Source organism: Scandinavium goeteborgense (assembly GCF_003935895.2).
Classification (GTDB): domain Bacteria; phylum Pseudomonadota; class Gammaproteobacteria; order Enterobacterales; family Enterobacteriaceae; genus Scandinavium; species Scandinavium goeteborgense.
The window spans coordinates 63248-89664 of record NZ_CP054057.1 but is presented as its reverse complement, the minus strand read 5'-3'; the positions used below and the strand labels follow the sequence as shown (position 1 = coordinate 89664).

At 51.6% G+C, this 26417-nt stretch carries 20 protein-coding genes, 2 tRNA genes and 4 pseudogenes; 6 read left to right on the top strand and 20 right to left on the bottom strand.

The window, feature by feature from the left end:
- Nucleotides 1–269 precede the first annotated feature (269 nt).
- Nucleotides 270–545, top strand: coding sequence for a hypothetical protein (locus A8O29_RS00470; RefSeq protein WP_125352773.1), 276 nt, complete (start codon nucleotides 270–272; stop codon nucleotides 543–545).
- Between the two features lie 351 nt (nucleotides 546–896).
- Here the strand turns inward: A8O29_RS00470 and A8O29_RS00465 are convergent, their stop codons facing one another.
- A complete protein-coding gene (locus A8O29_RS00465; protein ID WP_125352772.1) occupies nucleotides 897–1184 on the bottom strand; it encodes a hypothetical protein in 288 nt (95 codons plus the stop codon).
- A 212-nt stretch (nucleotides 1185–1396) separates the two neighbouring features.
- Nucleotides 1397–2505, bottom strand: a protein-coding gene (locus tag A8O29_RS00460) for an IS3 family transposase (RefSeq protein ID WP_125352770.1) whose coding sequence is annotated in 2 segments (ribosomal slippage) — nucleotides 1397–2244 and nucleotides 2244–2505 — 1110 coding nt in all. Because the reading frame shifts where the segments join, the coding sequence is not laid out codon by codon here.
- A gap of 131 nt (nucleotides 2506–2636) precedes the next feature.
- On the opposite strand from A8O29_RS00460, the pseudogene A8O29_RS00455 reads away from it, so the two are divergent.
- A pseudogene (locus A8O29_RS00455) lies at nucleotides 2637–3186 on the top strand (IS66 family transposase); the annotation flags it as partial.
- A 130-nt stretch (nucleotides 3187–3316) separates the two neighbouring features.
- Here the strand turns inward: A8O29_RS00455 and A8O29_RS00450 are convergent.
- Nucleotides 3317–3496 (bottom strand): annotated as a pseudogene (locus A8O29_RS00450) (translation factor (SUA5)); the annotation flags it as partial.
- A gap of 273 nt (nucleotides 3497–3769) precedes the next feature.
- On the opposite strand from A8O29_RS00450, the gene A8O29_RS00445 reads away from it, so the two are divergent.
- From A8O29_RS00445 to A8O29_RS00435, 3 genes and pseudogenes are all read left to right on the top strand, one after another.
- Nucleotides 3770–3845, top strand: a tRNA-Thr gene (locus A8O29_RS00445).
- 3 nt (nucleotides 3846–3848) lie between these two features.
- Nucleotides 3849–3923 (top strand) — tRNA-Gly (locus A8O29_RS00440).
- Between the two features lie 651 nt (nucleotides 3924–4574).
- Nucleotides 4575–4771: pseudogene (locus A8O29_RS00435) on the top strand (aspartate aminotransferase family protein); the annotation flags it as partial.
- A 690-nt stretch (nucleotides 4772–5461) separates the two neighbouring features.
- Here the strand turns inward: A8O29_RS00435 and A8O29_RS00430 are convergent.
- Nucleotides 5462–6532 (bottom strand): alkene reductase, encoded by a 1071-nt coding sequence (locus A8O29_RS00430; RefSeq protein WP_125354385.1) that lies wholly within the window; start codon nucleotides 6530–6532, stop codon nucleotides 5462–5464.
- Nucleotides 6533–6658: 126 nt separating this feature from the next.
- Here A8O29_RS00430 and A8O29_RS00425 point away from each other — a divergent pair.
- Nucleotides 6659–6991, top strand: a pseudogene (locus tag A8O29_RS00425) (LysR family transcriptional regulator); the annotation flags it as partial.
- A gap of 23 nt (nucleotides 6992–7014) precedes the next feature.
- On the opposite strand, the gene A8O29_RS00420 reads toward A8O29_RS00425, so the two are convergent.
- The 16 genes from A8O29_RS00420 to A8O29_RS00345 form a co-directional block, all read right to left on the bottom strand.
- On the bottom strand, nucleotides 7015–7779 hold the full coding sequence (locus A8O29_RS00420) for a hypothetical protein (RefSeq protein ID WP_125354384.1): 765 nt from the start codon (nucleotides 7777–7779) through the stop codon (nucleotides 7015–7017).
- Between the two features lie 3 nt (nucleotides 7780–7782).
- Complete coding sequence (locus tag A8O29_RS00415; protein WP_125354383.1) at nucleotides 7783–9132, bottom strand: VasL domain-containing protein; 1350 nt, start codon at nucleotides 9130–9132, stop codon at nucleotides 7783–7785.
- 48 nt (nucleotides 9133–9180) lie between these two features.
- The gene (locus A8O29_RS00410) at nucleotides 9181–9654 is read right to left on the bottom strand and encodes a hypothetical protein (RefSeq protein WP_125354382.1); all 474 of its coding nucleotides are present in this window, start codon (nucleotides 9652–9654) and stop codon (nucleotides 9181–9183) included.
- A gap of 21 nt (nucleotides 9655–9675) precedes the next feature.
- Nucleotides 9676–10128, bottom strand: a complete 453-nt coding sequence (tssE, locus tag A8O29_RS00405; protein WP_125354381.1) for a type VI secretion system baseplate subunit TssE — start codon at nucleotides 10126–10128, stop codon at nucleotides 9676–9678.
- Entirely contained in the window at nucleotides 10121–10657 is a 537-nt protein-coding gene (tssJ, locus tag A8O29_RS00400; protein ID WP_168713861.1) for a type VI secretion system lipoprotein TssJ, read from the bottom strand. The genes tssE and tssJ overlap by 8 nt, the downstream gene beginning before the upstream one ends.
- A complete protein-coding gene (tssG, locus tag A8O29_RS00395) occupies nucleotides 10638–11741 on the bottom strand; it encodes a type VI secretion system baseplate subunit TssG (protein ID WP_125354379.1) in 1104 nt (367 codons plus the stop codon). The genes tssJ and tssG overlap by 20 nt, the downstream gene beginning before the upstream one ends.
- A complete protein-coding gene (tssF, locus tag A8O29_RS00390; RefSeq protein WP_125354378.1) occupies nucleotides 11696–13459 on the bottom strand; it encodes a type VI secretion system baseplate subunit TssF in 1764 nt (587 codons plus the stop codon). Before tssF ends, tssG begins: the two co-directional genes overlap by 46 nt.
- Before the next feature lie 217 nt (nucleotides 13460–13676).
- Nucleotides 13677–14243: a hypothetical protein gene (locus A8O29_RS00385; RefSeq protein WP_125354377.1), complete on the bottom strand. Its 567-nt coding sequence runs from the start codon at nucleotides 14241–14243 to the stop codon at nucleotides 13677–13679.
- Between the two features lie 29 nt (nucleotides 14244–14272).
- Nucleotides 14273–15868 carry a type VI secretion system protein TssA gene (gene tssA, locus A8O29_RS00380; RefSeq protein WP_125354376.1) on the bottom strand — a complete coding sequence of 532 codons (1596 nt, stop codon included), beginning with the start codon at nucleotides 15866–15868 and terminating at the stop codon, nucleotides 14273–14275.
- Nucleotides 15868–19281, bottom strand: coding sequence for an ImcF-related family protein (locus A8O29_RS00375; protein WP_174081187.1), 3414 nt, complete (start codon nucleotides 19279–19281; stop codon nucleotides 15868–15870). Before A8O29_RS00375 ends, tssA begins: the two co-directional genes overlap by 1 nt.
- Nucleotides 19268–20428, bottom strand: coding sequence for a hypothetical protein (locus tag A8O29_RS00370; RefSeq protein ID WP_125355929.1), 1161 nt, complete (start codon nucleotides 20426–20428; stop codon nucleotides 19268–19270). The genes A8O29_RS00375 and A8O29_RS00370 overlap by 14 nt, the downstream gene beginning before the upstream one ends.
- A 3-nt stretch (nucleotides 20429–20431) precedes the next feature.
- On the bottom strand, nucleotides 20432–20698 hold the full coding sequence (locus A8O29_RS00365) for a PAAR domain-containing protein (protein WP_125355927.1): 267 nt from the start codon (nucleotides 20696–20698) through the stop codon (nucleotides 20432–20434).
- A 45-nt stretch (nucleotides 20699–20743) separates the two neighbouring features.
- Entirely contained in the window at nucleotides 20744–21328 is a 585-nt protein-coding gene (locus tag A8O29_RS00360; RefSeq protein WP_125355925.1) for a hypothetical protein, read from the bottom strand.
- On the bottom strand, nucleotides 21325–23229 hold the full coding sequence (locus A8O29_RS00355) for a LysM peptidoglycan-binding domain-containing protein (RefSeq protein WP_174081185.1): 1905 nt from the start codon (nucleotides 23227–23229) through the stop codon (nucleotides 21325–21327). Before A8O29_RS00355 ends, A8O29_RS00360 begins: the two co-directional genes overlap by 4 nt.
- Nucleotides 23230–23237: 8 nt before the next feature.
- Nucleotides 23238–23777 carry a hypothetical protein gene (locus A8O29_RS00350; protein ID WP_125353757.1) on the bottom strand — a complete coding sequence of 180 codons (540 nt, stop codon included), beginning with the start codon at nucleotides 23775–23777 and terminating at the stop codon, nucleotides 23238–23240.
- Entirely contained in the window at nucleotides 23770–26406 is a 2637-nt protein-coding gene (locus A8O29_RS00345; RefSeq protein WP_125353756.1) for a type VI secretion system Vgr family protein, read from the bottom strand. Before A8O29_RS00345 ends, A8O29_RS00350 begins: the two co-directional genes overlap by 8 nt.
- Nucleotides 26407–26417 lie beyond the last annotated feature (11 nt).

Genomic DNA, 26417 nt, shown 5'->3' with positions numbered 1-26417 from the left:
TTGGAAATTGATTCACCGTTAAAACAATTCCTTTTGCGAGTCAAAAACATCGATTGTTCATGAAGTGCACCACTCGATTTTGTTACGGAAGCGACCAAATTCTGGTCGGTTCTCGCTTACTACCCCTGCATTGATTAACGCTGTAACACCTCGCAAAAAATACGTGCTTCAACTCAGTCAATCATGACGGGTAGTAAAATGAGACTTGTTTCAAACATTCCGCCCCTCTATGGTGTCGAGGAAAATTTGATTAACGTTAGGAATATAAAATGAAAGTAAAAGCTCTGATTTGTGTGGGTTTACTGTTTACTGCACTGGGCGCACACGCTGAATGTACCGCTCACAAAGCGGCCCGCAATGCCGCAATGGACGCTTCCGTAGGCATTTCCGGTAACTGTGATGCGAAGAAAATGGCGAAAGATGCCGTCGGTGATAGCGACATTGCGGCAAAGAAAGATTCTGTCGATGCGAAAGTCAGCAACGCGAAAGAAAAAGCAAATACCGTTCATAGCGATGCCAGCACGCTGAAATCAGACATTAACTAGTTAGCCCATTCAGGTTAAACACCTGCGGAGCTGCCCTAGGTTTTAACCTGAAATTCCCCGCGTTACTCAGAACATGGCTCAAGACACACTGCCAGAACTGTTTGTTTCAGCCAGCGATGCGCCGTATCCGTCTCCATTTGGGGATGCCACATCTGAGAAATGGCGATCGTCTGCGTTTTAATCGGCAGTTCAAATTCCTGTAGCCGCGCCTGATTTTCGGTCTGGTAGGGTTCAGTTTGGATATCGGTAGAGTCATTAAGTGATTTACTGAATTTGGCCGCCTGTACAGAGATGATATTCTCACTTCAGAACAACACAGATGCGCAAATGAAAAAAAATTTAGTTCTGAATTCAGACGTGAATATCCTGAGTAATAATTACTGCACCAGTAACCTTAGCACCATCTGTTGTTGGAAGTTCGTCAGTAATCAACCAAACCTCATAAGCATTATTGAGAAGAGCATTGGTCGCCGCGCCAAGTGTTGAGACAATTTTTTCATTGTCATCAGCCGGTAACGTGTATACCACTTTATGCATCGAATCAAATGCGATAACTTCAACCATGCCGGTATCAGAAGTAAACTGTATTTTGGTAATTGGGAATGTATAATTACCAGCTTTGTTTTTTTTGAAAGTCATATTCTTCTCTTAGTATCAATGTTAAGTGAATATCATAACAACGCAGGAGCTCCTACGGGATTTTATAACATAAGAAATAGAATTAGAGAAAAAATGCAAATAGGTCTACTACCGGACTGCTGACTTGCCCCAGGATTAGATACAACGCTCAATTAGTAATATCGGATCCATGACCCCGAATATGATCCAGTCATAATCAGGAATAACCGGCTTCATGTTGGTTGTGTATTCTGGCAACCGGCAGACTTCTCAGCAAATTCTGATGGGGTCATCCAGCCCAGCGCAGAATGGGGACGTCTCTGGTTATAGTGTATGCGCCAGGCCTCGATTTTGCACTGTGCATCCTCCAGAGACATGAACCAGTTCTCGTTCAGACATTCCTGCCGTAACCTGCCGTTGAAGGACTCCACCGTCGCATTGTCCGTCGATGTTCCCGGGCGTGAGAAATCGATTCTGATGCCTCTTTCATACACCCATCTGTCCAGCATTTTCCCTGCAAATTCAGAACCATTATCGGTTTTCAGTAACTGAGGTAAAGGCCGTCTGAGCGCTATGCTGTTCAGCATTTCTGCCACTTCTGTTGAACGCAGATTCTGCCCCACGCAGATCCCCAGGCATTCGCGGGTGTACAGGTCGATAACCGTCAGCAGGCGCAGTCGTCGCCCGTCAAACAACGCATCAGAGACAAAATCCATGCCCCAGACGTGATTCGGATACAGACCCTGAGGCTGTGGCTGGCGGCGCTGGGCCGATTTATTGCGGCGTGGCCATTTGAGGCGCAGCGACAGACCCTGTTCACAGTAGAGGCGGTAGATTCTTTTGTTGTTATCGCGCCAGCATTCCCGCCTGAGCATCACGTGTACCCGGCGGTACCCGTGATGACCCCGGGTTTCAGTTATCTCACGGATGCGTAGCCGCAGTGCGCTGTCGTCGGCGGCCACAGAACGATAACGAAAAGAGCTGCGGCTGACCCGCAGCGCAAAACAGACCTGTCTCTCACTGGCACCGTAACGGGCCTGCAAATCTCTGACCCATTTGCGCAGGCGTGCCTGCGTCAGCTCTTTTTTGCCAGCACATCCTGCAGCATGGCCTTGTCGAGGCTCAGATCGGCAACCAGCTTCTTCAGCCGCAGATTTTCCTCCTCCAGTTGCCGCATATGCTTCAGCTCCGAAGGAGAAATGCCACCGTATTTTTTACGCCACGTATAGAACGTGGCATCAGAAATACCCAGCTTGCGGCAGACGTCCGGCACTGACGTACCCAGTTCAGCCTGCTTCAGGGCAAAAACAATCTGCTCTTCAGTGAATCGTGACTTTTTCATCGGCACATCCTCCGTTCAGGGGAGTCATTATCATGCCGGAATTCTGTTTCTGAATAGAGCAGGATTTTGGGTCAGGGTCACTTCACTATCAGAATTACCCTTTCTCCAACCCGCCGCTAATTCAAATAGCGTCTGATAATTCAGAATGGGTACCGCCAGTAAGAAATATCGCGGGCTTCAGCGGAGTGCTTCAGGCAGATGCATACGCCGGATTCAACGAGTTGTATGCCATCGAGGTGGATATAAGAGAAATACCGGCAGAGCAGCGGCATGCAAAACGTCAGCTTAAAACGAGACGCTTCTGAAATCCATGGAGAGCTGGCTGCGCGAAAAGATGAAAACCCTGTCGCGACACTCAGAACTGGCGAAGGCGTTCGTCTATGCCCTGAACCAGTGGTCAGCGCTGACGTACTATGCGGAGGATGGCTGGGTGAAGGCGGATAACAACCTGGCCGAAAAAGCCCTGAGGATAGTCACCTGGGTCGAAAAAACTTCCTGTTCTTCGGCTCTGACCACGGTGGTGAGAGGGGAGCGCTGCTGTACAGCTTGATCGGAACGTGCAAACTGAACGATGTGGATCCAGAAGGCTACTTCCGCTATGTCCTTGACGTTATTGCTGACTGGCCGATAAAGCGGGTCAGCGAACTGTTGCCATGGCGCATCTTACTACCAACTGAGTAGCCCTCGTTCGTCAATACGATTCTCGCTGTACGCTTACGTTCAAAATATCTTCAGGTAACGAAAACTTATAATGCCCAAGCATATTTAACTGACCATGTATCAGAGGTGATAATCTTGGTTTTCCGCGCCCCTAGTAGTAGTTACCGTGACGGTAATCCCACGTGGTGAAGATGACAGACATCATTGATATGACTTTATCCACGTCCAGTCCTTTACGGATCAGCGCAGGGCAAGGCGTGATTATACGTGCACCTTTCTGCTCGGGTACCAGCTTGCCGGTCTTGTCCACCATAGCAACCATCACTGATTTATTCAACAAAGCCGGTATATGTATGTGGTATCTGATCCAATTATTCTGTTCATTTATTAATACTTCCGCACTGTTGAAACCTATGGGACCATCTTTGAATAAAAAACGGTCCTGAAATGGACTCCTGAAAGTGCGTTTCTGATGCTGACTAATTCAGGTTTTTTATACTACAATTCGCCCGAAGCATTTGAAAGTGCTAAATAGCATATAATTCATACTTAACCCGGTGTCAGCCGGGTCTTTTTTATATTTTAATATGTTTTAATAAACAATGCCGACTTAGCTCAGTAGGTAGAGCAACTGACTTGTAATCAGTAGGTCACCAGTTCGATTCCGGTAGTCGGCACCAAATGCGGTCATCGTATAATGGCTATTACCTCAGCCTTCCAAGCTGATGATGCGGGTTCGATTCCCGCTGACCGCTCCAGTTAAGAGAAACCTCGCTTTGGCGGGGTTTTGTCGTTTTTGAGGCTGTATCTCTGGTTCAGGAATTCGCTGAAAAGCACGAAAAAAACCCTTATCACTGTTCCAGCAACGATAAGGGTGGGGATTCCACAAACGAATAATGGAAAATACAGGAGGTTCTACTGCTCCTGAAAAATAACACTGGTATGATTCTATGTCGCAAATAACGACCAGAAGTGTGACATCGCTCTACGTGTAATAATGGACTTGAATTCCCGCGGGGAATATAAAATAAATTCCTGTGGTGGTTATTTACTTCACGAAAACTTAAACATATATCTTGGTGTTTTTATCCCCCCCCGTTATTCATCAGCGAAATTACCGCGCATACAGCCGCTAATTTCCCGTTTCAGCTTGCAGCCGTTTCGAATGTATGCCAACGATAACTGAGTGGAAATTAACCATGTTAAAACGGCAGGATATGATGGAAGCGGTAGTCCCCCCGAAAAACCGGTGTGTTTAGAAGTAGAATTTTCTCGTAATCTGAACAGGGGGGTTCTCTATGAAAAAATCACGTTTTACCGACAGCCAGATCATGTCCATCCTGAAGATAGGTGAAGAGCGAAGCAAACTGATAAACGAGAGGGAAGTCAGAAATTCCAACGTATTTAGCTCATTTGTCGTATTGCTGAACCAGCGTGTCAGTAATGTTCTGCTGGCATCCGGGAGCGTCAACGTTGGGTAACGAAAGCAGACGGCGTAACGTGCCTGAAGATGACGCTGCTGAATCCAACCGTTTGTCTGGAGGATGCCATCGTCCTGCTGACGAACGTGAAAGAGACGGCGGAAACCTTACTCAACGCAGAGTAGTGGTCGTAAGCGAGTAGGGTAGAAGTGACGTAAGCGTGCGCTGCGTGAAATCTGCAATTTGCCGTGGGCAACTGAGGTCAGGCTTCACGTAGCACACAACGAATCCCATCCTTTATGCTCTCCCAAAGCATGATTTAACATAATGTTTATTAAGCGCCCTTTGTTATATGATTGATACTTAAGGATTTAATGGCATTTTCATTGCAATTTTGCAAAACCATTCCTGCCACATAGGCATTACCTCTTTTTTCGGCCTCGCTCCAGCCAGGCGATCTTTTCTAACAGCAGCCCAATTTCTGAGCCATGCCTTTGATTGCTGCAACTGATCGCCCAAGGCGATGCCCTAGTACGGGATTCAGTTCGCCAGTCAGCAGCATTTTCCATGAATAGAACTCCATCTGATTTAGAAGGAGCTCTAACCTAACGATCCCGGAACCAGAATCACAGACGGCAGTAGCTGGACGCTTACAGACAGAAGGCTGACAGGGACAAATCAGGATGAATCCGGGACGGATTCATTTACCTGAATAGTCATGCAGAGGGGTAAAATGCTGCCTGTGCGTTTCTGGCGGATTTTCGGGTGGTTTGTTGCCTCTTTACCGGTTATCCGTCAGAAACGCCCTGAGCGCGTTTTAGCGGTGCGTACAATTTGGACAATATGTAAAACGGTTCAGAGTGCGCCTTAAGAACTCAGATTTTTTTACCAGCAAGAAACGGATAATCGGTGTAGTACTTATCCGTGCCGCCAAAAAATCCTTCAGGATGCGCCTCATTCATGGCTGCATGTACTTTCAGGCGCTCAACAAAATCTGGATTTGCCAGGGCCATCGCGCCATAAGATTCAAGCTCAGCCATGCCAGAGTGAACGTCCTGACCGATATCATCACGTGGACGCCCAGGGCGATTAAGGATTAGCGTGCCTGTCCAGCGCTGGCGAAGGTCATTCAGAAGAGGTTCATTTCCCTGGTGCATGATATGCAAATATGCAAGGCCCAGTTTATTCAGTTCGGTAACAAGGTAGTGATACAGGTCGGCACATTCTGGGCCTTCTTCGATTCCCCATAAGTTCAAACCCGGAGACAGTCGGATCCCGGTACGGTCTGCGCCAATCTCCTCAGAAACAGCCTGAGCGACTTCTATTGCAAAGCGAGCGCGGTTCTCTATGGATCCACCATACTCATCCGTGCGGGAATTGGCACTCAGGGCAAGAAACTGCTGGATCAGATACGCATTAGCCCCATGAATTTCAACACCGTCAGCACCCGCTTCAATCGCCCTGCGAGCTGCAAAACGAAAATCTTCAACAGTTTGCCGAATTTCGGCAGTGCTAAGTTCGCGTGGCTCGGGAATGTCCTGCATGCCTGAGACAGTGAACATCTGTGTACCTGGCGCAATCGCAGACGGTGCAACCCCCTGACGATGGTGTGGCGTATTGTCCGGGTGAGACATACGTCCGGCATGCATGAGCTGGATAAAGAAATGCCCGCCTTTTTGATGAACAGCTTCTGTGACTTTTTTCCAGCCGACAACCTGCGCCTCAGTATAAATGCCAGGCGTGGTCAGATATCCCTGTCCATCGTCAGAGGGTTGTGTTCCTTCCGCAATAATCAGTCCCATACTTGCCCGCTGGGAATAATACAATGCGGCCAACTCTCCGGGTGTTCCATCAATATTGGCACGTGAACGCGTCATCGGTGCCATGACAAGGCGATTTTTCAAAGTAAAGCGACCTAAAGTCACAGGTGTAAAAATGTTAGTCATTATTGAATCCTTATGAACGCTGGATCCCGATGTTCGGGGTAATTATCATGCAGCAAGTATCAACTGTTTTATTAAGGGGATAAAGTGGTTAAAGTGGAAGTGACTGTTCCATTAATGGACTATGAGATGAAAAATTATCTGAGTGATATGGCTTTATTTGTTGAGGTCGTTAAAGCGCATGGGTTTCGAAGGGCTACTGAAAACACCGGCATTCCCACTTCAACGCTTTCCCGGCGTATCAGCGAGCTGGAAAAATCAACGGGACTACGACTACTGCACCGCACTACGCGTAAAATTGAATTGACTGAAGCAGGGCAGCTCTACTTTGAGCGGTGCAGGCGTATTGTGGATGAAGCGAGGCTGGCACATGAACAGTTAAGCGACATTCTGGCCCAGCCCAGCGGCGTATTGCGTGCCTCATTTCCTGTCGACTTTGCGGTGACTTATCTGGCGACGCTACGAGTAACTTCTCGCCAGAGTATTCATGCTTTTTTAGCATATCGCCGCAGTCCCTGTTTTTCCGCCTGACGATGAATCGCAGTAATAGTCCGGCCAGGTAACATCCCGACAACCTTTCTCCCCAATAACGGATAAAACTGATGAAGAATGCGGTGTTCTTCAGACGTCCATGCCTGCTTTCTGTTTAGCCCTAATTTGGTCGCCTGCTTAGAGATGGCTTGCCGGGAACGATGAGGCAATAGTGCATGAATCTCATCAAGGTTATCGGAGTTACCGTACTGGGTGGTCAGTATTGCATTCTCTTCCGGAGTCCATTTCATGACCCGCGTTTTACCAAGCTTCAGGACTGTCGCCCTGTTCCTTACAGCACTGACGCTTTTGTTGAGCGTGACGGCAATATCCTCAACAGGCATATCGCCATAATGTGCTGTCAAAAATGCGACGGCATCGGGGTGCCATTCCCGCACATCGGTGACACCGGCCTTCGCCGCCTGATACCTGACAGACTCCTTATCCCGGTGCGGCAACAGTGTGCGCACCAGGGCTATGCCCTCGCCATGAGCGTAATATTTTTTCACTACTGCAATCTCCGCCGGCGACCACGGCCTGACGCCCTTACGGCCAATGCCAAGTTTGAGTGCCATTGCTCTGACTGCAGCAAGACTTCTTCCCAGATATCGGGCAATTTCCTGGGTCGGGCGTTTGCCATAATTCTTTTCGAGAAATGCAGTTTCCCTGATGCTCCAGGCAGAACAATGATTTCGATAGCGGGCGTGTTTATCAGACATCCGTTATTGCTCTCCCGGGACTGTTAGTTGCTCCAGGACATGTATCAGTGAATCCAGATGCCGTGCCGCCTGCTCCGTGTTTGCCTGAGGCGCATCTGTGTCTTCCGGAGCCGGTGCTACCAGCTGCCGGAGCTGCTCTTCAACCGGGACAGCACTGCCAAAGGTATTCGTAATGCGCCAGACAATCGTTTTCAGCTCGCTGCCCGTCAGGTATTTACCTTTCTGCCTGTCCAGCGCATCCAGTTGTGCCGACAGCGCCCGCAGTTGCATCATGCCGTCATGCCAGCCGTTCAGGTCACTGGCAGGTAAGGTTCTGGCTGACTGATACTGTTCCCAGCGCTGGACCAGCGCCCGGGTCGCCGGGTCATCCGGCCAAAGTGCCTTCGCCTGCGACACCATTCCCTGACCATAGCGAAGCCGCCAGCCCGGGGCCAGGGTCGTTATCCAGTTGACCTGGTTCGTCATCCGCGCCAGCCACATCCCGGAATGCGTCCGGTAATTTTTTGTCCCATGGAAGGCTTCAGTCTGCGCCGGGGTCATCGGTTCCGGTATCCAGGCAACCGACGCCGCCATCGCCTGCGTGGCGTCATCCGGGCGATGAAGTGCCTGCCAGCCGAATACGGTGGCAGCGCTGAGTACCAGGGCGGTCGCCATCCCTGCCACAAACACAGGCCAGCGCTTCGGGGGTACCGGGACGTCCTCAGTCACCTGCACCTCAACGTCAGGCTCCTTGCGGATGACATACACCAGACGACTCGTCGGTGTGGTTGCCTCTTCCGTCAGGGTGAATGCCGGGTCAGGCACGCCCGCGGTGGCCTCCTCTGGGTGTGGGCTGTTCTCCAGACGGCTTAACGCGCTGCGTATCAGCTGCAGCAGCGGATTCATCTCGCAGGCGTGACTCAGCGCCTGGCGCCGGAGAATGTCCTTCAGTTCCTGGAGTCGCTGTTCAGCCAGTGCCAGGGCCGGGACATCGGCAGGTGTCAGTGAAAAGGTGCGAAAGCACTTCTGTAACCGTTGTAACAGGCCATTGAGTATCTCTGCCCGGACATTCGCCGGCTGTGGCCAGAGCTGCGCCCACTGGTGGCTCAGTAGCGCAGTCAGAATAGTCAGCCCCTCGTTCATCCCGCTGACCCGCGCCAGCTGAGTGCGCGCAAGGGTGTACCAGGCGCAGGTCTGTAACTCCACACCGTTAATTTCAAACAGGGAGAGCGACAGGGCTTCCACCTGCGGCCAGTTGACATCCGGGCGCGCCGGATGCGTCAGCTTACTCATCTCGTCGCGCAGTGCCATAAACTCTGACAGGGAACGCGGGTCGCCGCCGGTTCGCACCGGGCGGGGTTGTTGATCATGCATGTCTGGTCGTCCGTGGGTAGGGTGGAGAGTCTGGTTCAGATGCGGTGGCTACTCAGGAAGCAAAGGGGCTATCATCGTAAAGAACGCCTCTTCATCAAATTGCACTTGTTTCGCGTTGAGCGTCCCGGCCGGACTCCAGGTCCACTCGTCACACCCACCTCTGCGCATAAACAGGCGATACAATGGCTGAATGTTGTCCGCTGTGCACAGGCAAACTTCAACACACCCGGTGACGCCCTGCCCGTACAGAAAAATGGGCGTAAACCGGATACTCCGCTGCTGATAGTGCAGGATGATACCCGGGACGGAAAATGCGCTGCCGCCAATCAGGAATTCAACCAGGGATGTATTTGTGGTTTCAGTGCGGACCTCTGTTCCGGCCAGCCATGTTTCCATTGACGCCTGAAGCAGGCTTATGCGCTGGCGAAAGGCCGCAATATCGGCTTCAGCCTTCGTATCAAAGGCAACAGTGCGGGGCTGCTGGTCCTGTAGTTTTTGCAGAAATTGCGCTTTTGCTGACATGCTTCACTTTCCGTAAGGAGATTAAAATCGGGCCTGAGCATCCATGTATTGTTGCTGCCTGAGATGGCGTATCAGTACGCGGCCTTCGGGCATAAATTCGGTACCGTAGCGCACCAGACCAATGCCCTTCAGTTCGGCATCGATGGCATAGCGCAGCTCACCGGGAATATTCTGCTCAAGCAGTACCACATCAATTTTCTTCAGCCGTGGTTCGTATTTGAGCAACACAGTCGATAAGGCTCCCATCAGTTCATGGGCCGCTCCCGGCATTCCCTGCAGGATTTTGGTCATATCCGGCAGGCCATAGTCGGGCAAATGCGCCAGTGTCCCTGCCCGGCAGTTCAGAATACGCTGCATATTGTCCAGCACCGACAGGATGGTCTGGTTCTGTTCGCTGACCAGGTGAAGATCGAGACCGCCGGTGAAGTTGCCAAACAGGGCTTCATACAGCGATGGACGCGGTGACTCACTCATCTTTCAGCGCCTTCAGGATCAGGCGGTTGTTACCGGCCTCAATTACCCGGGCTTTATCCGGATCGAGGTCGTCCCGGCTCAGCACCACGCGCCAGGTGTTGTTCACCTGGTCCGGCGACATAAACATCCCGGCCACCGCCACATACTGCGCCTTTTCATCCATCGGCATATCGACCGTCACGGCTCCGCCCGGCTGCAGGCGAATGTCTTTCTCTGCCACGAGGTCTGCTTTGATGGCCTGGCTGTCAGCCTTAAACAGGGATGGATAGTCCGTACTGTCGAAGGTCTTGCGGTCTTTGAGCTGATACACCCTCACCACAGTGGATAATGCCGCGCCACCGGCATTGCTGTTCACGGCCTCACGGGCCCGGATATCCAGGTGCACGGTCTTTATCTGCTTATAAAAAATCGATTTGGTCACAGCGACGGTGCCGTCGCTGACGCTCTGGGTCAGCCCACAACCGGTCAGCATCAGTGTGATGCCGGCAGTCAGTGCCACCAGAGGGAATTTACCAGCGGTAGTCGCCATCTTCATCGGTCTCCCTGCGGTGAATATGTTCCTGAACGCGCTCATAGCGGCCCAGGTTGATGATGATTGTTTTGGGGTGTGTTGTTGTTTTTGCTGCATTCAGCGGCCGCATCACGGCGGTGCGGCCCAGCTGTACCGCACCGGCTTCAGGTTTGCTGCTCATCGTCGCGTCAGGCAGCAGGCTTCGGTCCACGCACAGCTGCAGTCGCACATCAAGACGAGCCCCGAGGTACACATGCAGCAGTGCCATCAGGTCCGCGTGCAGTTCGCCTCCCGGAAGCCAGCCCTGCACTTCATCCGGGTCGGTGGTGGACAGCCGCATCAGTACCTGGCTATTCACATCGGTGGCATAGTTCCCCATCACCGGCCGGCTGGTCAGGGTGACAGGCTGGCTGACACTCATGGTCAGTGGCTTTTTCAGCGGAACACGGCGTTTGTCGTGATGCCAGATTTTCGCTTGTGTGTTCGGGGCCAGCAGGCGCACCAGCGAGGCCATCCCTTCCGCGGTGCGCCCCGGGAGTAACATCACCGGCAACAATGCCAGAAAGCGTGAAGCAGGCGCCGCGATACTGTCCGTGCAGCCGTCAATCCCGAGTCCCGCCAGCCCCAACAGGTACTGCGAGATATTGTCCTTGCCACCCGCTTCGAAGCTCGCCGGATACGAATATTTACGCCAGATGCGGTAGTACTGGGCAATCAGCCGGTGGTTGAAAATATCGAGAAAGTCCGCCGTGGCTTCATAGCCTTCCCGCCGCTGGGTGATGTCATCGATGTAGTGCGTGGGCAGCGGCGACTCGACACCGTAGAGTCCCATAAAGGTGACTCGTACCGTGGGCGGCAGATGCGGATGTTCCGCCGGCTCCAGCGCTTTGATTTCCGAGACCGGGAAGCCCATTCCCGGATGAGGCCGGAAGCGCACCGGCTCATGACGGACCTGCCAGCTACTGCCAATGACCGGCTTATCCGGCTGGCTCTGCTCCAGTAACTGGCAGAAACGATAAAAGTTCATGTACGGCAGGTACTGCCGTAACTGCTCTGTCAGCCGGGCAGGCGCGGACTGTGATTCTCTTTCCACCGGATGCACTTTCCTTCTGGCTGAACAATAAGGGTGAGCTGGTTAAACTGGTTCATGTCGGCATAGAGGCCAAAGAACCGGTTGAGCATTTCGCCAAACAGGTGAATGTCCCCTTCCCCGGTGAAACCGTTGCTGTCGAGGGTGACTTCGATGTCCAGCCCCCGGAGTAAGTACCCTTGCTCAAAACGCTGAAGACGATGATGGGTCACCTGCTGAATAGCCTCCAGCCGGCGGTTATTGAGTTCATCTTCCTGCCAGTTATACAGCGCCAGGGTCCCGCGCAGCACTTCGGCGGTGCTCATCATGTTGAGGAAACCGGAGCCAAGGTGACTCAGCACCCGCCAGTGAAAACGGTCTTCTGCAGGGGGATAGACCGGCAGTGTAGGCTTGCAGAGGTTTCTGACCGTTAACGGGGCCTGCACCACCTGTTCACAGCGGTCAAGGAGCGTACTCTGGAGTGCCCGGCGCGGTAACTGGCCGTTGGTGCCGGTGATTTGCAGCGAGACGGCTTCACGCTCAAACATCCGGTCATCTTCCCACTGGTGACCACCCAGAATAAGCCAGGTGTCATACAGCCCGGTCACACTGCGTTTCACGCGGGTGTGGTAGTAACGCGGTGGTGCCTGACGGCGCATCATGCCGCCTTTATGCCGGAAGCTGCTGAACGGCACATACTCCGCATCACGGGTCCGGTTTGAGCCCGTGACTGAGTCGACGGCATAAATCTCGGTGTGTCCGTCCTGCAGTCGTTTAGGTCGCAGCAGATATTCGCTTTCAAGCCCGGTGATGGTGAGCGGGTCTGCTTCCAGGGTGAACAGGTTAATCACCGGCACGCAGTGAAGACGAACCGCGTCATCGGTGACCGGCAGGTCTGATGGCCAGGGCGTACTGAACACGACTTCAATATCGAAGTACTCCGCCCCGGCGGGCGGCGTAATACCGTCCAGGCCATTGAGATGGACAAACATAAACTTGTCCCGGAAGGTGAAGTACTCCAGCAGCAGCTGATAGCCGCTGAAGGCGGTATCGCCTTTAGGCCACAAGCCGTCCTCTTCAGCAAACCCGCCCGGGGAAAAATACCCGTCAAGGCGGATACGGTCAGTCTGCCCGGGTAAACGCATGTACAGCGCCGCCTGCCGCTTGGTCAGCATCAGGTGCAGCTGACTGCTGACCGGCGCATCCGCCCCGAGATACAGGCTCAGGTGACTGAGGTCAGCATGGGACCAGTCCGCCTGTGTGCTGCAGGCAAAGCGCATGCGCAGGAGCGAGCGTCCGTCCGGTTCGGTGGTCATGGTGACACCCGAAACACTGAGCGGATTGAGCATCACATCCTGGGTCGTGCGGTAGCGACAGACGGTATTTTTCGGCCCCACCGGTCGGGAGTACACTTCAATCCCTGCAGGCATCACTTCCGCCATTTTCACGGCCTGAAGCGCGGGCGTGAACGCCACCACCGAAAGTGACGGAATGGTACGCAGGTAGTGTGGCCAGAGCATGCTGACCAGCCCCTCGGTCAGTTCCGGCAGGTCGTCATCAATTTTCTCGCGCAGACGGCCCATCGAGAAAGCGAAGCCTTCAAACAGGCGTTCAACATACGGGTCGGGGGTGCCCGCTTTATCCAGGTCCAGCATCGCGGCCCGGTCAGGGTGGGTCTGTGCGAACTCTTTGGCTGCTTCACGGAGGTAGCGCAATTCCGCGTCGTAATAACGCAGGGTTAAATCTTCCATTCAACAATATGCCTTAACGAACCATGTTCCATGGTCTTAAATTAATAAAAACTTATTCCAACAAGACTTCACTCTTTTATGCTAAAGTCGGAATCCTGCTATGGAACAAACAATCTCATTCAGAACAATCAATACAAGTAAACCTTTCTGATTTTGAAGACTTAAAAACCTGATTAACTCACGCAAAAAAATAACAGCGATAAATTCCTTAGTCATATCAAAATTCCATTTTCTGGATGCACCCATAGATGAATCGCCCTGATTGCTTTTGCTCAGGACTTTGTCCGATGACTATCTCACCATCATAACTTTCTGTATCATCGACTTGGCTATTGCTGCTCTTAACTGGTTTAACGAAGAGAACATTCTCCATGCCCAGCCATTCGTCTTCGTTTGTAGGTTTGGCTCCTAGATTTTTAACAAGAGTGATCATATCGCCCTTAGCCTCAGCAAACAAAACAGCACCGCCCTCACCCACGTTTTGCTGGACGTTGTATATGTTGTTTTCTTCTATCAATAATGGTTCTGCAAAACTGTAAGTAAAATTGTTATATATATCGTCATCACCAAAAACTATAGAAGCACCAGCTTTCTTCAAAGTACTATCGCTTTTATTATTTCCTGCAAGGCTTATTCCATCAGAGCGCTGACAGAGTAATGCCTTTGATAATGAATAGATGACCGCTTTTCTTGCAGCCACCGAACCTGCATCTGGCGCAGCAAACAATACAGTTGAACGAACAATGAGAGCCAGACAAATGCTCCATGAAGTTAATCGAAACACCCCAAGTTCACCTTTTTTAAAACGAACAGTTAACTACAGAGAACAGCGGCGCGAGCGGGGTCGACCGCAATCAGACTGGCCAGCAGCTGATCCATCACCGGCGTGAGTCGTGCCTTATCAGCCTCACTACGACCGGCTTTCAGGCGCAGGAGTTTCAGATGACGGGCCTGGACCTCAAACAACAGCTCTGGCTCCCACTGACTGAGGGTCACTTCTCTTGCGCGCTCGCCCAGCTCTGCAAACAGGTGTACCGCCAGGTCATTTTTACCGTACTGCTCAGCAATGCGGCCCATCAGCAGCCGCAACAGCCATTGCTGGCGTGTGCCGGTGATGCCGGGCCGGGTCTGGAGCCAGGTCAGCGCCGCCTCCGGGCCTTCGCTGTCGGCCAGTGCCACGGCTTCCGGCTCCAGTGCCAGAATATCGTCGTTACCAGAGGTGACCGGGGCTGATGGTGTGTCATCACCCCAACCGCCGACGGTGTCCAGCACGCTCTGCTGGATCCAGTTCAGCGTCACTTCGTCCGCAAACGGCGTGCCGTCACTGAACGCCAGCGTCTCCAGCCCTGACAAGCGGCTCAGCAGGCCTTTCAGGTCATCGGTCACAATGTCCGCCAGCGTGACCTGCCCGGACTTCATCAGGGCCTGGTGGATATACCACTGCAAATCCAGCCACAGATGGTTGGCCCCGCGGGAAAAGGTGCTGTCAGCGGTCTCGAGCATTTCACTCCAGTTCTGCTGCAGGTAAAGGCGTTTGAGTAACGCCCGCTGGTCCGCTCTTGGCGGCTCGATACGCGTGCGGCCCTGCGCATCCGGGGCAGGAATGGCATGCAGCGTATCGTGGCGCAGACTTTTCATCAGGTGATGGGCTGACAGCCAGCCGTCAGGCTGTTCACGCAGGTATTCGGCGAAGGTGCGCGCCTGGGTGAGCAAATCCTGGCCGGAGGTAATACGCCCGGTGGACGGGGCGTCACTGTGACGTACCGTGGACGGCGGTTCACTGTGGCTGGCGTTCTGGGGCACGACCGCATCCACGCCACCGGCTTTCTGCAGCCGACTCTCCAGCACACCGTACAACCCATTGAGTTCGGGACGGGTTTCATCGGACTCATTTTCTGTGAGTTGTGCTATCAGTACTAACGCACCGAGGGTGCGCACCGCCTCTTCCCGGACCACTTCCGGGTACAGCGACAGGCTGTCGGACATGCGGGAGCCTGCCAGCCATTCCAGCGCCGCCTTGCGGCTGCGGTCACGTTGTGGATGCAGTTGGGCACCAAAGCGCTCAAGGAGTCCCGCCAGGAGTTCAAGCCCGTCAGCCAGGCCATGCTCACCCTCGCGGTGCAGTTTTGCCCAGCAATAGTACGTCGCCACCCGAATGTCTTTCGCCGTACCGGTGAGCAGCTTTTCCGCCAGCTGGCAGATGAGTTCCGTATCCGCACCGGAGAGTTTGTTGACCTCTTCGCGCATCTGCTGGAAGTCATCGTCGTAGCCCGGGTCATCCCCGGCGGGGGATGCCTCTGACAACGGCTGCAGCCAGCTGTCCCACTGCGCCACCCGCTCCCGGGTGATTGGCAGCAGCGTCGTTTCTTCTTGCTGGCAGGCGCTGAGTAATACGCTCAGGTTGCTCATCAGTAATCCTCCCCGGTGCCCGCGCTGGCAACCCGGTCTGTCGGTGCCGCACCGGCAGTGCTGAAAATGGTCTCCGGCAAACGGAAGTGACGCAGCTTCAGCAGCGCAAGAGGCCCCTCTCCTGCTTCTGTTCGCAGGGTGTAATTCAGCGCGCGTCCGTCCTGTGCATTCCAGCTCAGGCTGTAGCTGCTACCGACACCCGGATAAGCCTTGACCGCCGCCGTGTCGAGCAGGCGTATCCACCCCCAGGCACCGGGAATATCTGCATACTGGCGGGTACCCGCCTGCGTACTTATCCAGCTCAGGTTAGCGCCGGGGGCCTCGGTATCCGCAGGCCACGAAAAGCGCTTCCACGCTGGCAGCTGGTTTACGTAAGTCAGTTTCTGGCTGTCGATAATCATGTCCGTCTGCATCACCCCGGCGGCAGTGCCCGGACGCAGCTCAAAGTTCATGCCGGCATTGCCTTCGGTGAAGGCCACATCCGAGATATGACTCAGGGTGTTGATGGCATTGAGGAAGGCCGGGTTAAAGGTCAGTCCTTGTGAATTGATGCTGTCCGGCACCCAGTGATTGCCTTCCCGGTGCAGAACACCTTTGAGACGGGTCTGCAGGAACTGCGCGATACGCCCGGAATCGGCATTGAGGTATTTAGCGAGCAGCGGCAGGGAAACGTCGCTGCTGCTGTTACTGAACGGATAGCGACCACCAAAGGCACTGTTCCACTCGCTGACCACCGCCTGCTGCCATTGCGTATTGAGGCTGTCGGCCGCCGGGGTCAGCACCTGCTGCCAGGCCTGTTCCATGGGATTCACAAAGACCGTCTGACCAAAACCGCTCCACTCCTGACCGAGGCCAGCGGCAATCAGACTGCCATAGTCACGGGTTTCGGTCAGGTCGACCGCCTTACCCTGGAATACCGTCTGGGCAAGGGTCTGGGTCATGGCCTGCGGGTCGGCAGCATTGGTTACCTGCTGCAGGCGCAGACGCACCTGCGTGACCCGGGTCAGGAAGGACTGCAGGCTTTGCGCGTCGGCTCCGCTGCGACTCTTGTCCATCAGCGCCAGGAGCGGGCCAAAGGTGGCATCCAGTGGCCCGTGAACGCCGGCGCTCTGGTCAATCGTATCTTTGTCATCCCCACCCAGCAGATTCTTCGCCGATTTCACCAGTGAGTCAGAAATCGCTTCACCCGTCTGTCCGGTGCGCCCCTGCACGTTCAGGGTGTTCATCAACGCCACCAGAGGCGACTGGCGTACGTCAGCCATCAGGGTCAGCTGGTCAATCGAGTCCGACAGCGTGGCCGCCTGGTTCCAGCGCAGGCTGTTGAGGAAATCCAGCCAGGCCCCGCCAAAGTCCGCAAAGTAGCGGTCCGTCAGACGCTTCTTCAGCGCTTCCGGGGAGGTTTCATCCTGTGATGCCGCCGGACGTTTGCTGTCCGTCAGCACCCAGTCGAGTTCATCCCGGCGCGCCTTCACTACTTTCTCGATGGCGGGCTGAACAGACTGCTCCCAGGCCTGACGGGTGAACATCCCCGGCACCACCTCAGAGGTACTGAACAGACGTGCCGCATCCGTGTCGCCGGCCATGTCATCCAGACGCATATCAACATACAGGTGTGCGACCTGAGAGAGCATCTTCTGGTACAGGGAGGACTCGCTGTTGCGCACGCCCATCAGGCGAACCAGTAGCGAACGTGCCTGGCTGACCATGCTCTCATCTGCGGGCAGACGCCACTGAGGATGACCCGCCAGCTGCGCACCGTAAAACGACAGCAGTGATGGAGCCATCCCCTGCCAGACACCGTCTTTCACACCATGACGATTTGGCCAGTCCTGTAGCAGTGCAGTACTGAACCAGGCTGCATCCATATGATCCGGACGGGCCAGCATCAGGTAGAGCCTGAGCTGGTCATAGGTGGTTTTTGCCATCTGCTCGCGCAGCGGGCTACCCGGCGGTAACGCGTTAAAGGCGCCGATTTGTCTCTGCAGATGATCAGCGGCCGCATCACGCAGCAGAGGCAACGCGCTGTCCTGGTAACGTGGCCAGAGAGCAGCCAGTAGCGCATTATTCTGACTCAGCCCGGCCTGCTCATACCACGGCACCCCGTGCTCAGCGCGGTACTGCAGTCGGGCCAGGGTTTTCTGGAGTTCTGACAGGGCATGCAGACGCTGTTCCAGCGGCTGATTTGACTGCGCAGCCAGTGAGGCCTGCACATCTGCCCCGTCAATCTGGCTGCGGTTAGTGACATAGGCAATCCCCATCCAGGCCGCCCAGCTGACCATCGCCAGTGCGGCAAGGGAAGCGATTACTTTACGCCATGGAACACCCGGTTTGCGCGGCCGCAGTGCGGCAGGCAGCATACGAACAGAATCAGGCAGGACATCCCAGCGTTTATCCATCCCCCAGTGATGCGTCACGGCACGTTCAGCACCGGCAGAGGGCTGGCTGAACACCATGCCGGCCAGCGGCAGCGGGCGGTACGGATTGAGCATCACCGACAGCGGTGCGGTCACGCTGTCAGGCTGGCGGACCAGCTGGTCCGCCAGAGCCAGTAAGAAATTATGCTTCACCTCTCCACAGGTTTGCTGCAGACCCTGCGAGGTCAAATCCGGTGTCAGAGCAGAGAGTTGTTCTGCCAGTCCTTCGGTACGGCAACCGGCAGGTAACAGGCAGCCGGTCGCCTGCGTAATGCGCCCTTCCGGCTCACCGGCGCGCGGGTGCAGGGACCAGACATACAGCGGGAGTGTCCAGCCCAGCACGTCCATGCGGTCGCTGATGGCATGAGACAGAGAATCCATGGTGCTTTCAGACGGGACCGGCAGCGGTCGCTCCAGACCGGGCACTGAAAGCTGGTCGAAAGCAGAGGTGACCCACACCAGACCATCCACCGGACGACGGCGTAGTTTTCGCAGCGCGGTCAGCCAGCCACTGTCAGCTGGCGTATTGAGGTCCCCGCCCCACAGCAACAATGTGCCACGGTCTTCCTGCCAGAGCTGTCCCGTCAGGCCAGGGGTCAGCTGTTCCACTTCCGCTACGGTGCCGGTTATCAGCAGGATGCGGACTTTGCGGCCCCAGCGACGGCCATAGAGGGTGCGCATGGCTTCACGTATGGACGCGACGGTAACATTGCGTGGGGCCGTCTGTTTGACGCGACCTTCATCGTCGGGTAACACATTTTTGCGCTTCGCCTGAAAACGTGACCACTGCTGTTTAATTGCAAGGCCGATGGTTTTTCCATGACGAACGAGCAGTAGAAGGATTATCGCCGCCACAAACCCCAGCAACTTTAATCCGTTGCTGGTCAGTCCGAACCCATCACCCTTTTTCCAGATGACCAATCCGATCGCGGCAGCAATTAGTGCGGTAATACTGAGGCGTCCCCAGTTGCCACGCCACACTGAACTATCCTTCGCCATTCATCTGATTCCCTGTAGTTACTGTATTGATAAAACGCATCTCTTTGTCACCCGAAAGCATCAGGCAGTTTTCTTTTGTCAGCGCAGCAATATCGCTAACGACAGCAGCCATAATCCAGGGTGAAAAAGGGCCGCTAAGTCCGGCGTACTTTTCTAGCCAGTGGCATTGCTGAGGCTTCCAGCTGCCTTCATATTTTTTTGCACCGGCCAGCAAAGCGGAAAAATTATCTCCCCAGGCTATGCAGTCCCCGACAATCAAGCTCGTTTTGATGGCCTGTGACTGCGTGGAGAAGAAGGTATCCAGTTCTTCATGCAGTGCCCTAACCTTTTCGAACGGCATGGGCCGTAGCAAGCGGGCGTGATGACTGAGCTGGTATTTTGTTGCAACATCATCAGAGGTAAGCATTAAAGCCGAGATCGCATCACTGTACTCACTCCCTCCATGAGTCTGGTGAACCAACAGGAGTTCAATATCCAGAATCGGTGATTTAAGGCGCTCTTCCACCCAATCAAAGGATCTGGCTTTATGGATCGTCAGTGATGGTACAGGATAAGCCTGTCCGACTAACTGGAGCCAGCAAGCAGAAAACGCCCTCTGTAATGACTCGTCAGGAGCGTCGGAATCAGTCAATAATGTTGCGCGAAAAGGGAGGTCAGACAAGCTAAGTAATGCTGGAATGTCCAGGCCTCCAAGACATGCTGAAAATGCATCTTCACCAATGGGCAGCGTTAATTGCCGACAAAGAGAGCAACCCTGTTCAAGATCCGGTGGGGCCTGCTGAAAGATGGATGGTGTCAGTTCATCAGGCAGTAGAACCCGGCTATACAAGACAGCCAGATAACGACCGGCCCAGGAAGTCCATTGTTGCTGAGCATAGTCTGCCTCATCGGATTCAAACTGGTGCCTGTCCATCGCGTGGTTATATATCCAGCCCCGCAAACAAATCATGATGAACCAGATAAAGACCGGACTTCCTGCAACAATCCAGAGATTAAATTTTTGCAATGATCCTAAAAATTGATTTGCATGGAGTACGAAGAGTAATACTCCGGCGATAACACCAACAAGACCTGCAATTAGCCACATAACCATCGATGGTTCTTCCGGTTTTGCAGAAATCATGGCTTTCTGACGTTCCCAGCTCATAACTTATCCTACTGAACAATCCGGCGCACTGGAGATAACATGACAACCACATTCACATTCGCAGCCATCCACAACAACGGACTTCCCATCAGAAATCCATTCCGGTGAACCTTCGATAATGGCATTGATACCATGCCCTTCAATGGGGCAATTAATTTCGTCCCCTACAAGCGCCACTTTTTTCCCATTAACGATCATGGTCGAAGAAGCAGAAATAACTTCACCACCATGTGTTGTCTTGTCGCCAAGCAAAACAAACCCTTTGGACATACGAACCCCAAAATTAAATGCAAACCTTACATCCAAAAATAAAATCTATTCAACTTTTGTCACTTTTAGTTCGACATGAGTTAACTTTCCATCAAAATCATAAGCACGATTGCAATATGCGTCTTCAGGTGAAAGAATGTAATTCTCAGGGAAATCGAATGCGCTGATTTTATTAACTTTTACATATTTATCACAATTTATGGTGAAGCCACCATTGGTAATTTCAGATACAGGGATTATCTCTTTTTTATCCTGAGCTATTCCTTTCCCTTTTAAATCATCACCAATCACTATTGCTGTTTTATCACTTGATTTATGAACAGTCTCAACTATTTTCCCAACAGTAATACTGTGCTTCTCAACATCATAACTTGCCTCTGCCCGCCCAACAACCCAATAATAATCTGAGTAATAGTAATAAGATGTCACCTCGTTTTTTTTGACCTTGAAATAAAATTCATTTGAAGACTCGGGTCTGTAAGACAGAACATATTCATTATTGCTATTTTTCTTTGGCTTAATGTAATCTTGAATGTAATAAATCCCATCCTGTAAAACATCCAGCTTCTTATCTGCATGAACAATATTAACAAATAACAAAGTGAAAATCCCGATAAAATTCTTGATCATTGTATTATCTCCAAATGCAGAGCATGCTCACCACGGGAATTCCCAGGATAAAAGAAATTTTTTATATCCCCAGTGTTTTTTTTGTGTTCGAGAACTGCGTTTATAAAATTATTCATCCCCTTCCCCATTCTCGTATATGAAATATCCAGTGTATTTATTTTTTTATACTCTTCCAGTGTAACATTATGCCTAGAAATTAACTCGCCATTAGCTTTAAGCTCCTTTGCCTTCGCAAGCATGCAATCATGAGCGTAACCAGAGTCATTGGGTTTTATTTTACTTGCTTCAGCATACGCACGAATAACTTTATCACCGACAGGTCCATATGTTTTAAGTTGTTCTTCTACTCCTTTCCCTGGGGTATGAGGATGTTCAATAGCTTTCCACATAGCTTTAACTTGTGAATCAAGTTCTCTTATTGTGCTTGTTATATATATTTTGTGAACGCCCGACTTTTTCATTATCCCTTTCAATATTTCAATCGTCTTAGCGCTTACAACATCTTGTATGGCAGAAGCATCCCATTTAATAACAGGTTCAAAATCTCCTGTCACAACAACCGACTTTGTTGTACTTGCCTTATCAGTTTTATGTTTAGATAGAGGCTGCTTTCTCACTTTAATTGCATCTGACTTTGTTGTGGTTTTTATATGTATTATATTTTTATCTTTATTTATATCAGCCGATGTACTTCCTCGTGGAAGTACAATATGGCTTCTTGCATACTCTATTGCCGCTTTATAGTTGGGACTTTCAATTCCAACGCTTTTCAGAACCTCTTTCTTAGTTTGCTCAGAAACATAGCGGCTAATGTACCCATGATTTTGGTTGTTGTCCGGTATTTTTAGTTTAGCCCCCACACTTAACATGTTCACATTATGAATTTTATTAATCCTGGCCAGTTTCTCAATTGATATGGCATGCTTTTTCGCAATTGCAGATAACGTATCCCCTTTCTTAACGGTGTAAACAATAGTTTCTTGCTGTTCACTACTTTCTTTTACACTTGGGGTTTTTGCTAGTTGTTTATAATTATCAGAAAGAATAGTAAATATAACTTCCGAGCCAGCGGTGGCATTGACTGATTCAGTCATACCATTTGCATCAGTTATTCCTTTTATAAAAACAAGTGATTTTTCATAATCCGATACTAAGCTTGGACATGTTGAACCAGGAAACGGAGAGATAGCAGCAATATAATTCTTATTTTTAAAGGCTGTATTATCACCGGTTGATAGCTGAAACTTAGTTTTTACCTCAGTATTTTTGAGTAAACCTTCCACAACCGATAAGCGCTCTGTTATATATAACGCCCACTTCTTCCCATCGCTGCTTTTCTTACGTGTTCCATCAAGATATTTTCCCAAACTATAGGCACCATCGTGATGCAACAGATAAAGCCATTCCCAGTATTCACTTTGATCTGAGGTATAACTCTCCATTACCTTAGACTTGTTAAGTAAAAAAGAATAAATTACAGCATAACATCCATTCTCAGCATCAAAGATTTTTTGATTACGAAGATCAAGTTGAAAACCAAGAATATCCTCTGATTGTGTTAATGCGTCCTTGATAAAACCTACAGTTCCTTGTGCTAAACCCGCAGCGCTTGTGGTCCCCGCTGCCGCATCAGGGTTAAATCCAGATTCGACTTTAGTCGTTAATAATATATATGATATCTCTTTATAACTTAAACTATAGCGAACGGCTATGGTGATTATCATATCTATAATAGTATCCTGGATCTCTTTATCAGCATCTCCTGTTGTACGACTATTTCCTCTTAGCTTTCGAGAAGTGTCAATGCCTGGATAGATAGATATTAGAGAGAAGGGTTTTATCTGGTCATCAAAGTATGCCTTTCCCTTTTTGGCATTTAAGTACTCATATAAATCAGACATACCATACCTCAGCGATTGCTAATAAAATCCAAATTTGTATTGTCATACGGATCTTTTATTTCACGGGCCCTTAGAGTCGATGATTTCTCCCCTGCAATAAACTCACCTGACAGATTAATAAATGGCGCGTCAACATATGATAGTAATGAACCCTTTACACTTTCCTCTTCATCCAAACCAAGTTGATAACCTATGACAATATTTTCATTGTCATAGCATTTCATCATCGAGGGAGCCCAATCACCAGGCTTAACTACATTATTGAATGTGTAACCTTGATCTTCCAGGGTCTTTCTCTGACCATCGGGCATATATGGCAACTGAAATATTTTAGTGCTAGAGACGTTTGTTATTTCCAGCCTGTAATTTTTGCAAATATTTGTTGAGGGGCTTTGCTGAGCAGCTTTACATTCAGCAGTTACTTTTATTATTGCAGGGCCGCATTGCATATGCGCTTCTTTTGAGTTCCAGTCACTGCCAGCAATACAACCAAATGGGATCAAACACATGAACAATACAAATTTACGTTTACAAATTACATTACTCATCACTGTTTTCCTCACAATTACCGCACTGACAACCATCGTCCTTAAATGACATATCAGAAAATGTTGAACAATGTATTCTGTCTACAATATCCTCGCTATCGTACCAATAATCACTTTGAATAATTTCTAACTCAAACGGTTCGTCTGGATTTGATGAGTAAACAGGGACTGTTTCCCCATTCTCGTCTGTCTTACCAAATAATTGCTGTCCATTACTAGCAGTCAATACGTATCCTGCTGCAGCGACAGGAATTCCAGAATCAGAAGATGCCGTAAATTTCCCACTATATCCTGATGGAAGCTGAGGCATAGTGCTACCTATGCTTACACTCCCCATTTTCTGCGCATTAGTACATTTCCACAGGATATTGCCTTCGCAGCCCAGAATAATGTTTTTACCCTGCAACTGGATAAACGACCCATCCAGGTTTTTCAGCACGATATCTTTCGCTGCCGTGATTTCAACCCGCCCTTCCGCACTGGTCACCGAGACATCTTTTTTGGCTATCGCCTCCAGCGCATCGTCCTGGGCCTGAATTTCCACTTTTCCCTTCGCCGCAAAGAGTTTCATACCTGCCTTGCGGGCCAGCATACTGACCGCTTCGCCTGCGGCCACCGTAAACCGTTTCAGCGCACTGATATCCGTATTTTGTTGGGACATAATTCCCACACTGGCACTACCGGAGGCCACACGGACAGCCTGAGGACTGGTGATACTCACCCCTTCTGGTGCATTGAGCACCATCCCGGGCTTAACCAGGCCTTTCAGCGCATCCGTTAACTTCACCTGACTCTGGATATCCGAAGGAAGTGCATTCGCAGTCTCTGACGCATCCGACAAGCTTCGGGCAATACTCAGTGCATTCTCCAGCTGAGCAATCGCCTCCTGCATGGAGAGTATCTTATCGCCAGCCGAAGGCTGCTTATCCGCAGTGATGAAGACACCGTCTCCCCCACGAATGGCAATATGTTTGTCAGTCCGTAACTCTGCTCCCTCACCGCGCAGTTCGCGGGAGGCGTCTACGTTATGGCCTAAATTAAGCTGCGTCTTGCCCCCGTACTCGGTGCTGAGCTTGACGTGCTCTTCGCCGCGCTTGTCCTCCATCCGCAGCTTGTTCAGGCCCGCGGTACGGATGACGTTGCGCGTGCTGTTGGCTTCAGTGACGTGGTCGACATGGCGGGAGTCGTGCATCGCGTGGGCGATATACGGGCGGTCCGGATCACCTTCATGGAAAGCGATGGCCACTTCGGTACCCTGTATCAGCGGGAAGTGGAAGCCGTATTTGTCGCCGCCGTACGGTTTGGCGAAGCGTACTGGCATGCTTTCCACGCCCTGACGTTTATCATCGCGGTCGGCATCAAACTTCACCCGGTACATACCCGATGCATCCTGCCAGGCGTAGATATCGTTATCTTTGGCGCTGGTCACGCGCGCCATCAGGGTGCCGCTGACCACCGGGCGCTTTTTGGCCGCAGGTCGCCAGCAGCGGTTCTCGTAGTACGGCATCCCTTCCCACGTCACTAACAGAGCATTCTTACGGCTGGCTATATAATCCGTACGGGTAATGATTATGCCGTTGTCCGTTTCTGATGGCAGTGTTGGCGGTACCGCTCGTTCACTGATGGTCAGCACCTGGGCCGGAGAAAGCAGGGCATCATTGCTGCAACCGCTGATAGTCGTCTGTCCGGACAGAAAACGTTCGTGCTCAAGGCGAGCCCAAAAGTTGCCAGTTTCCGCTGAAGGTGTGATTTTGTCGCCACGTTCAAGATGACGCGGCAGGTAGTGATAAACCTCACCGTAGGTCACACCATCACCGTCGCCACGGGTCATGTCCGCCGGTACAGAGGTCAGGACATTCTGGGCTTCACGGTGATTGTAATCATTGGCGGTGACAGAGCGCTCAACCACGTTCTGTCGGGCGTTAACCCCCCATACCGAGTCCGCTGCATTGTCACTCATTCCCGATGGACTACTGAGTGGCAGAGACTTACCAAACGTCCATGCACTCTGCTTGTCTGCGAAATGCACCACTTCGGTCTGGGTGTCGGGTTGCAGGGTAAAGAAGTAGAATATCCCTACTTCGACCAGCAGACGCTCAATGAACGCAAGGTCATTTTCCTTATACTGATTAATCTGCTCACGCTTCGGATAGTCGGCTTTGAGGGTGAACTCATATTCCCAGCCTTTCAGGCCATGCTCCTGCAATACTTCGGCGACGACTTCCGGTACCGACTTATTGACAAAAAAACGGTGGGTACGGAATTGCTTGCGCAGCAGAGAAAGGAACGGCTCAATAATTATCTGGTACGTTGCCTGGTCACGTGAGCCACTGATACGCTTAAAATGCGTCACCACACCATGCACCACTTTCTGCCCGGTCAGCCCCATCAGAGGCCCGGTTCCCATGGTCAGCGTGGCAGGTTTGGTCAACAGTTGCGCTGAACTGATATTCTGATCGCTGCTGGTAAAGATGATGTCGTAGTGGTAAAGCTCACTCATGAACTCCTTACCGTTAAACTCTTCCACATCCAGTGAAGCTGTGCAGGACGGAATATCCAGGCGGTAGCGGTTCAGCCCGCCTTCAGTTAGCGCAGACAGGGTGTTCTTAAGCGTATCTGTCAGACTCATGATTTTGACTC

Excerpts from the sequence above, each read along its gene's own strand:
- A8O29_RS00365 (WP_125355927.1), bottom strand. The coding sequence starts at position 20,698 with ATGTCCAAAGGGTTTGTTTTGCTTGGCGACAAGACAACACATGGTGGT.
- A8O29_RS00345 (WP_125353756.1), bottom strand. The coding sequence starts at position 26,406 with ATGAGTCTGACAGATACGCTTAAGAACACCCTGTCTGCGCTAACTGAA.
- A8O29_RS00410 (WP_125354382.1), bottom strand. The coding sequence starts at position 9,654 with ATGTCAGCAAAAGCGCAATTTCTGCAAAAACTACAGGACCAGCAGCCC.
- A8O29_RS00430 (WP_125354385.1), bottom strand. The coding sequence starts at position 6,532 with ATGACTAACATTTTTACACCTGTGACTTTAGGTCGCTTTACTTTGAAA.
- tssJ (WP_168713861.1), bottom strand. The coding sequence starts at position 10,657 with ATGGCGACTACCGCTGGTAAATTCCCTCTGGTGGCACTGACTGCCGGC.
- A8O29_RS00375 (WP_174081187.1), bottom strand. The coding sequence starts at position 19,281 with ATGGCGAAGGATAGTTCAGTGTGGCGTGGCAACTGGGGACGCCTCAGT.
- A8O29_RS00360 (WP_125355925.1), bottom strand. The coding sequence starts at position 21,328 with ATGATCAAGAATTTTATCGGGATTTTCACTTTGTTATTTGTTAATATT.
- A8O29_RS00355 (WP_174081185.1), bottom strand. The coding sequence starts at position 23,229 with ATGTCTGATTTATATGAGTACTTAAATGCCAAAAAGGGAAAGGCATAC.
- tssA (WP_125354376.1), bottom strand. The coding sequence starts at position 15,868 with ATGAGCAACCTGAGCGTATTACTCAGCGCCTGCCAGCAAGAAGAAACG.
- tssE (WP_125354381.1), bottom strand. The coding sequence starts at position 10,128 with ATGAGTGAGTCACCGCGTCCATCGCTGTATGAAGCCCTGTTTGGCAAC.
- tssF (WP_125354378.1), bottom strand. The coding sequence starts at position 13,459 with ATGGAAGATTTAACCCTGCGTTATTACGACGCGGAATTGCGCTACCTC.
- A8O29_RS00470 (WP_125352773.1), top strand. The coding sequence starts at position 270 with ATGAAAGTAAAAGCTCTGATTTGTGTGGGTTTACTGTTTACTGCACTG.
- A8O29_RS00350 (WP_125353757.1), bottom strand. The coding sequence starts at position 23,777 with ATGAGTAATGTAATTTGTAAACGTAAATTTGTATTGTTCATGTGTTTG.
- A8O29_RS00420 (WP_125354384.1), bottom strand. The coding sequence starts at position 7,779 with ATGTCTGATAAACACGCCCGCTATCGAAATCATTGTTCTGCCTGGAGC.
- A8O29_RS00415 (WP_125354383.1), bottom strand. The coding sequence starts at position 9,132 with ATGCATGATCAACAACCCCGCCCGGTGCGAACCGGCGGCGACCCGCGT.
- A8O29_RS00370 (WP_125355929.1), bottom strand. The coding sequence starts at position 20,428 with ATGAGCTGGGAACGTCAGAAAGCCATGATTTCTGCAAAACCGGAAGAA.
- A8O29_RS00465 (WP_125352772.1), bottom strand. The coding sequence starts at position 1,184 with ATGACTTTCAAAAAAAACAAAGCTGGTAATTATACATTCCCAATTACC.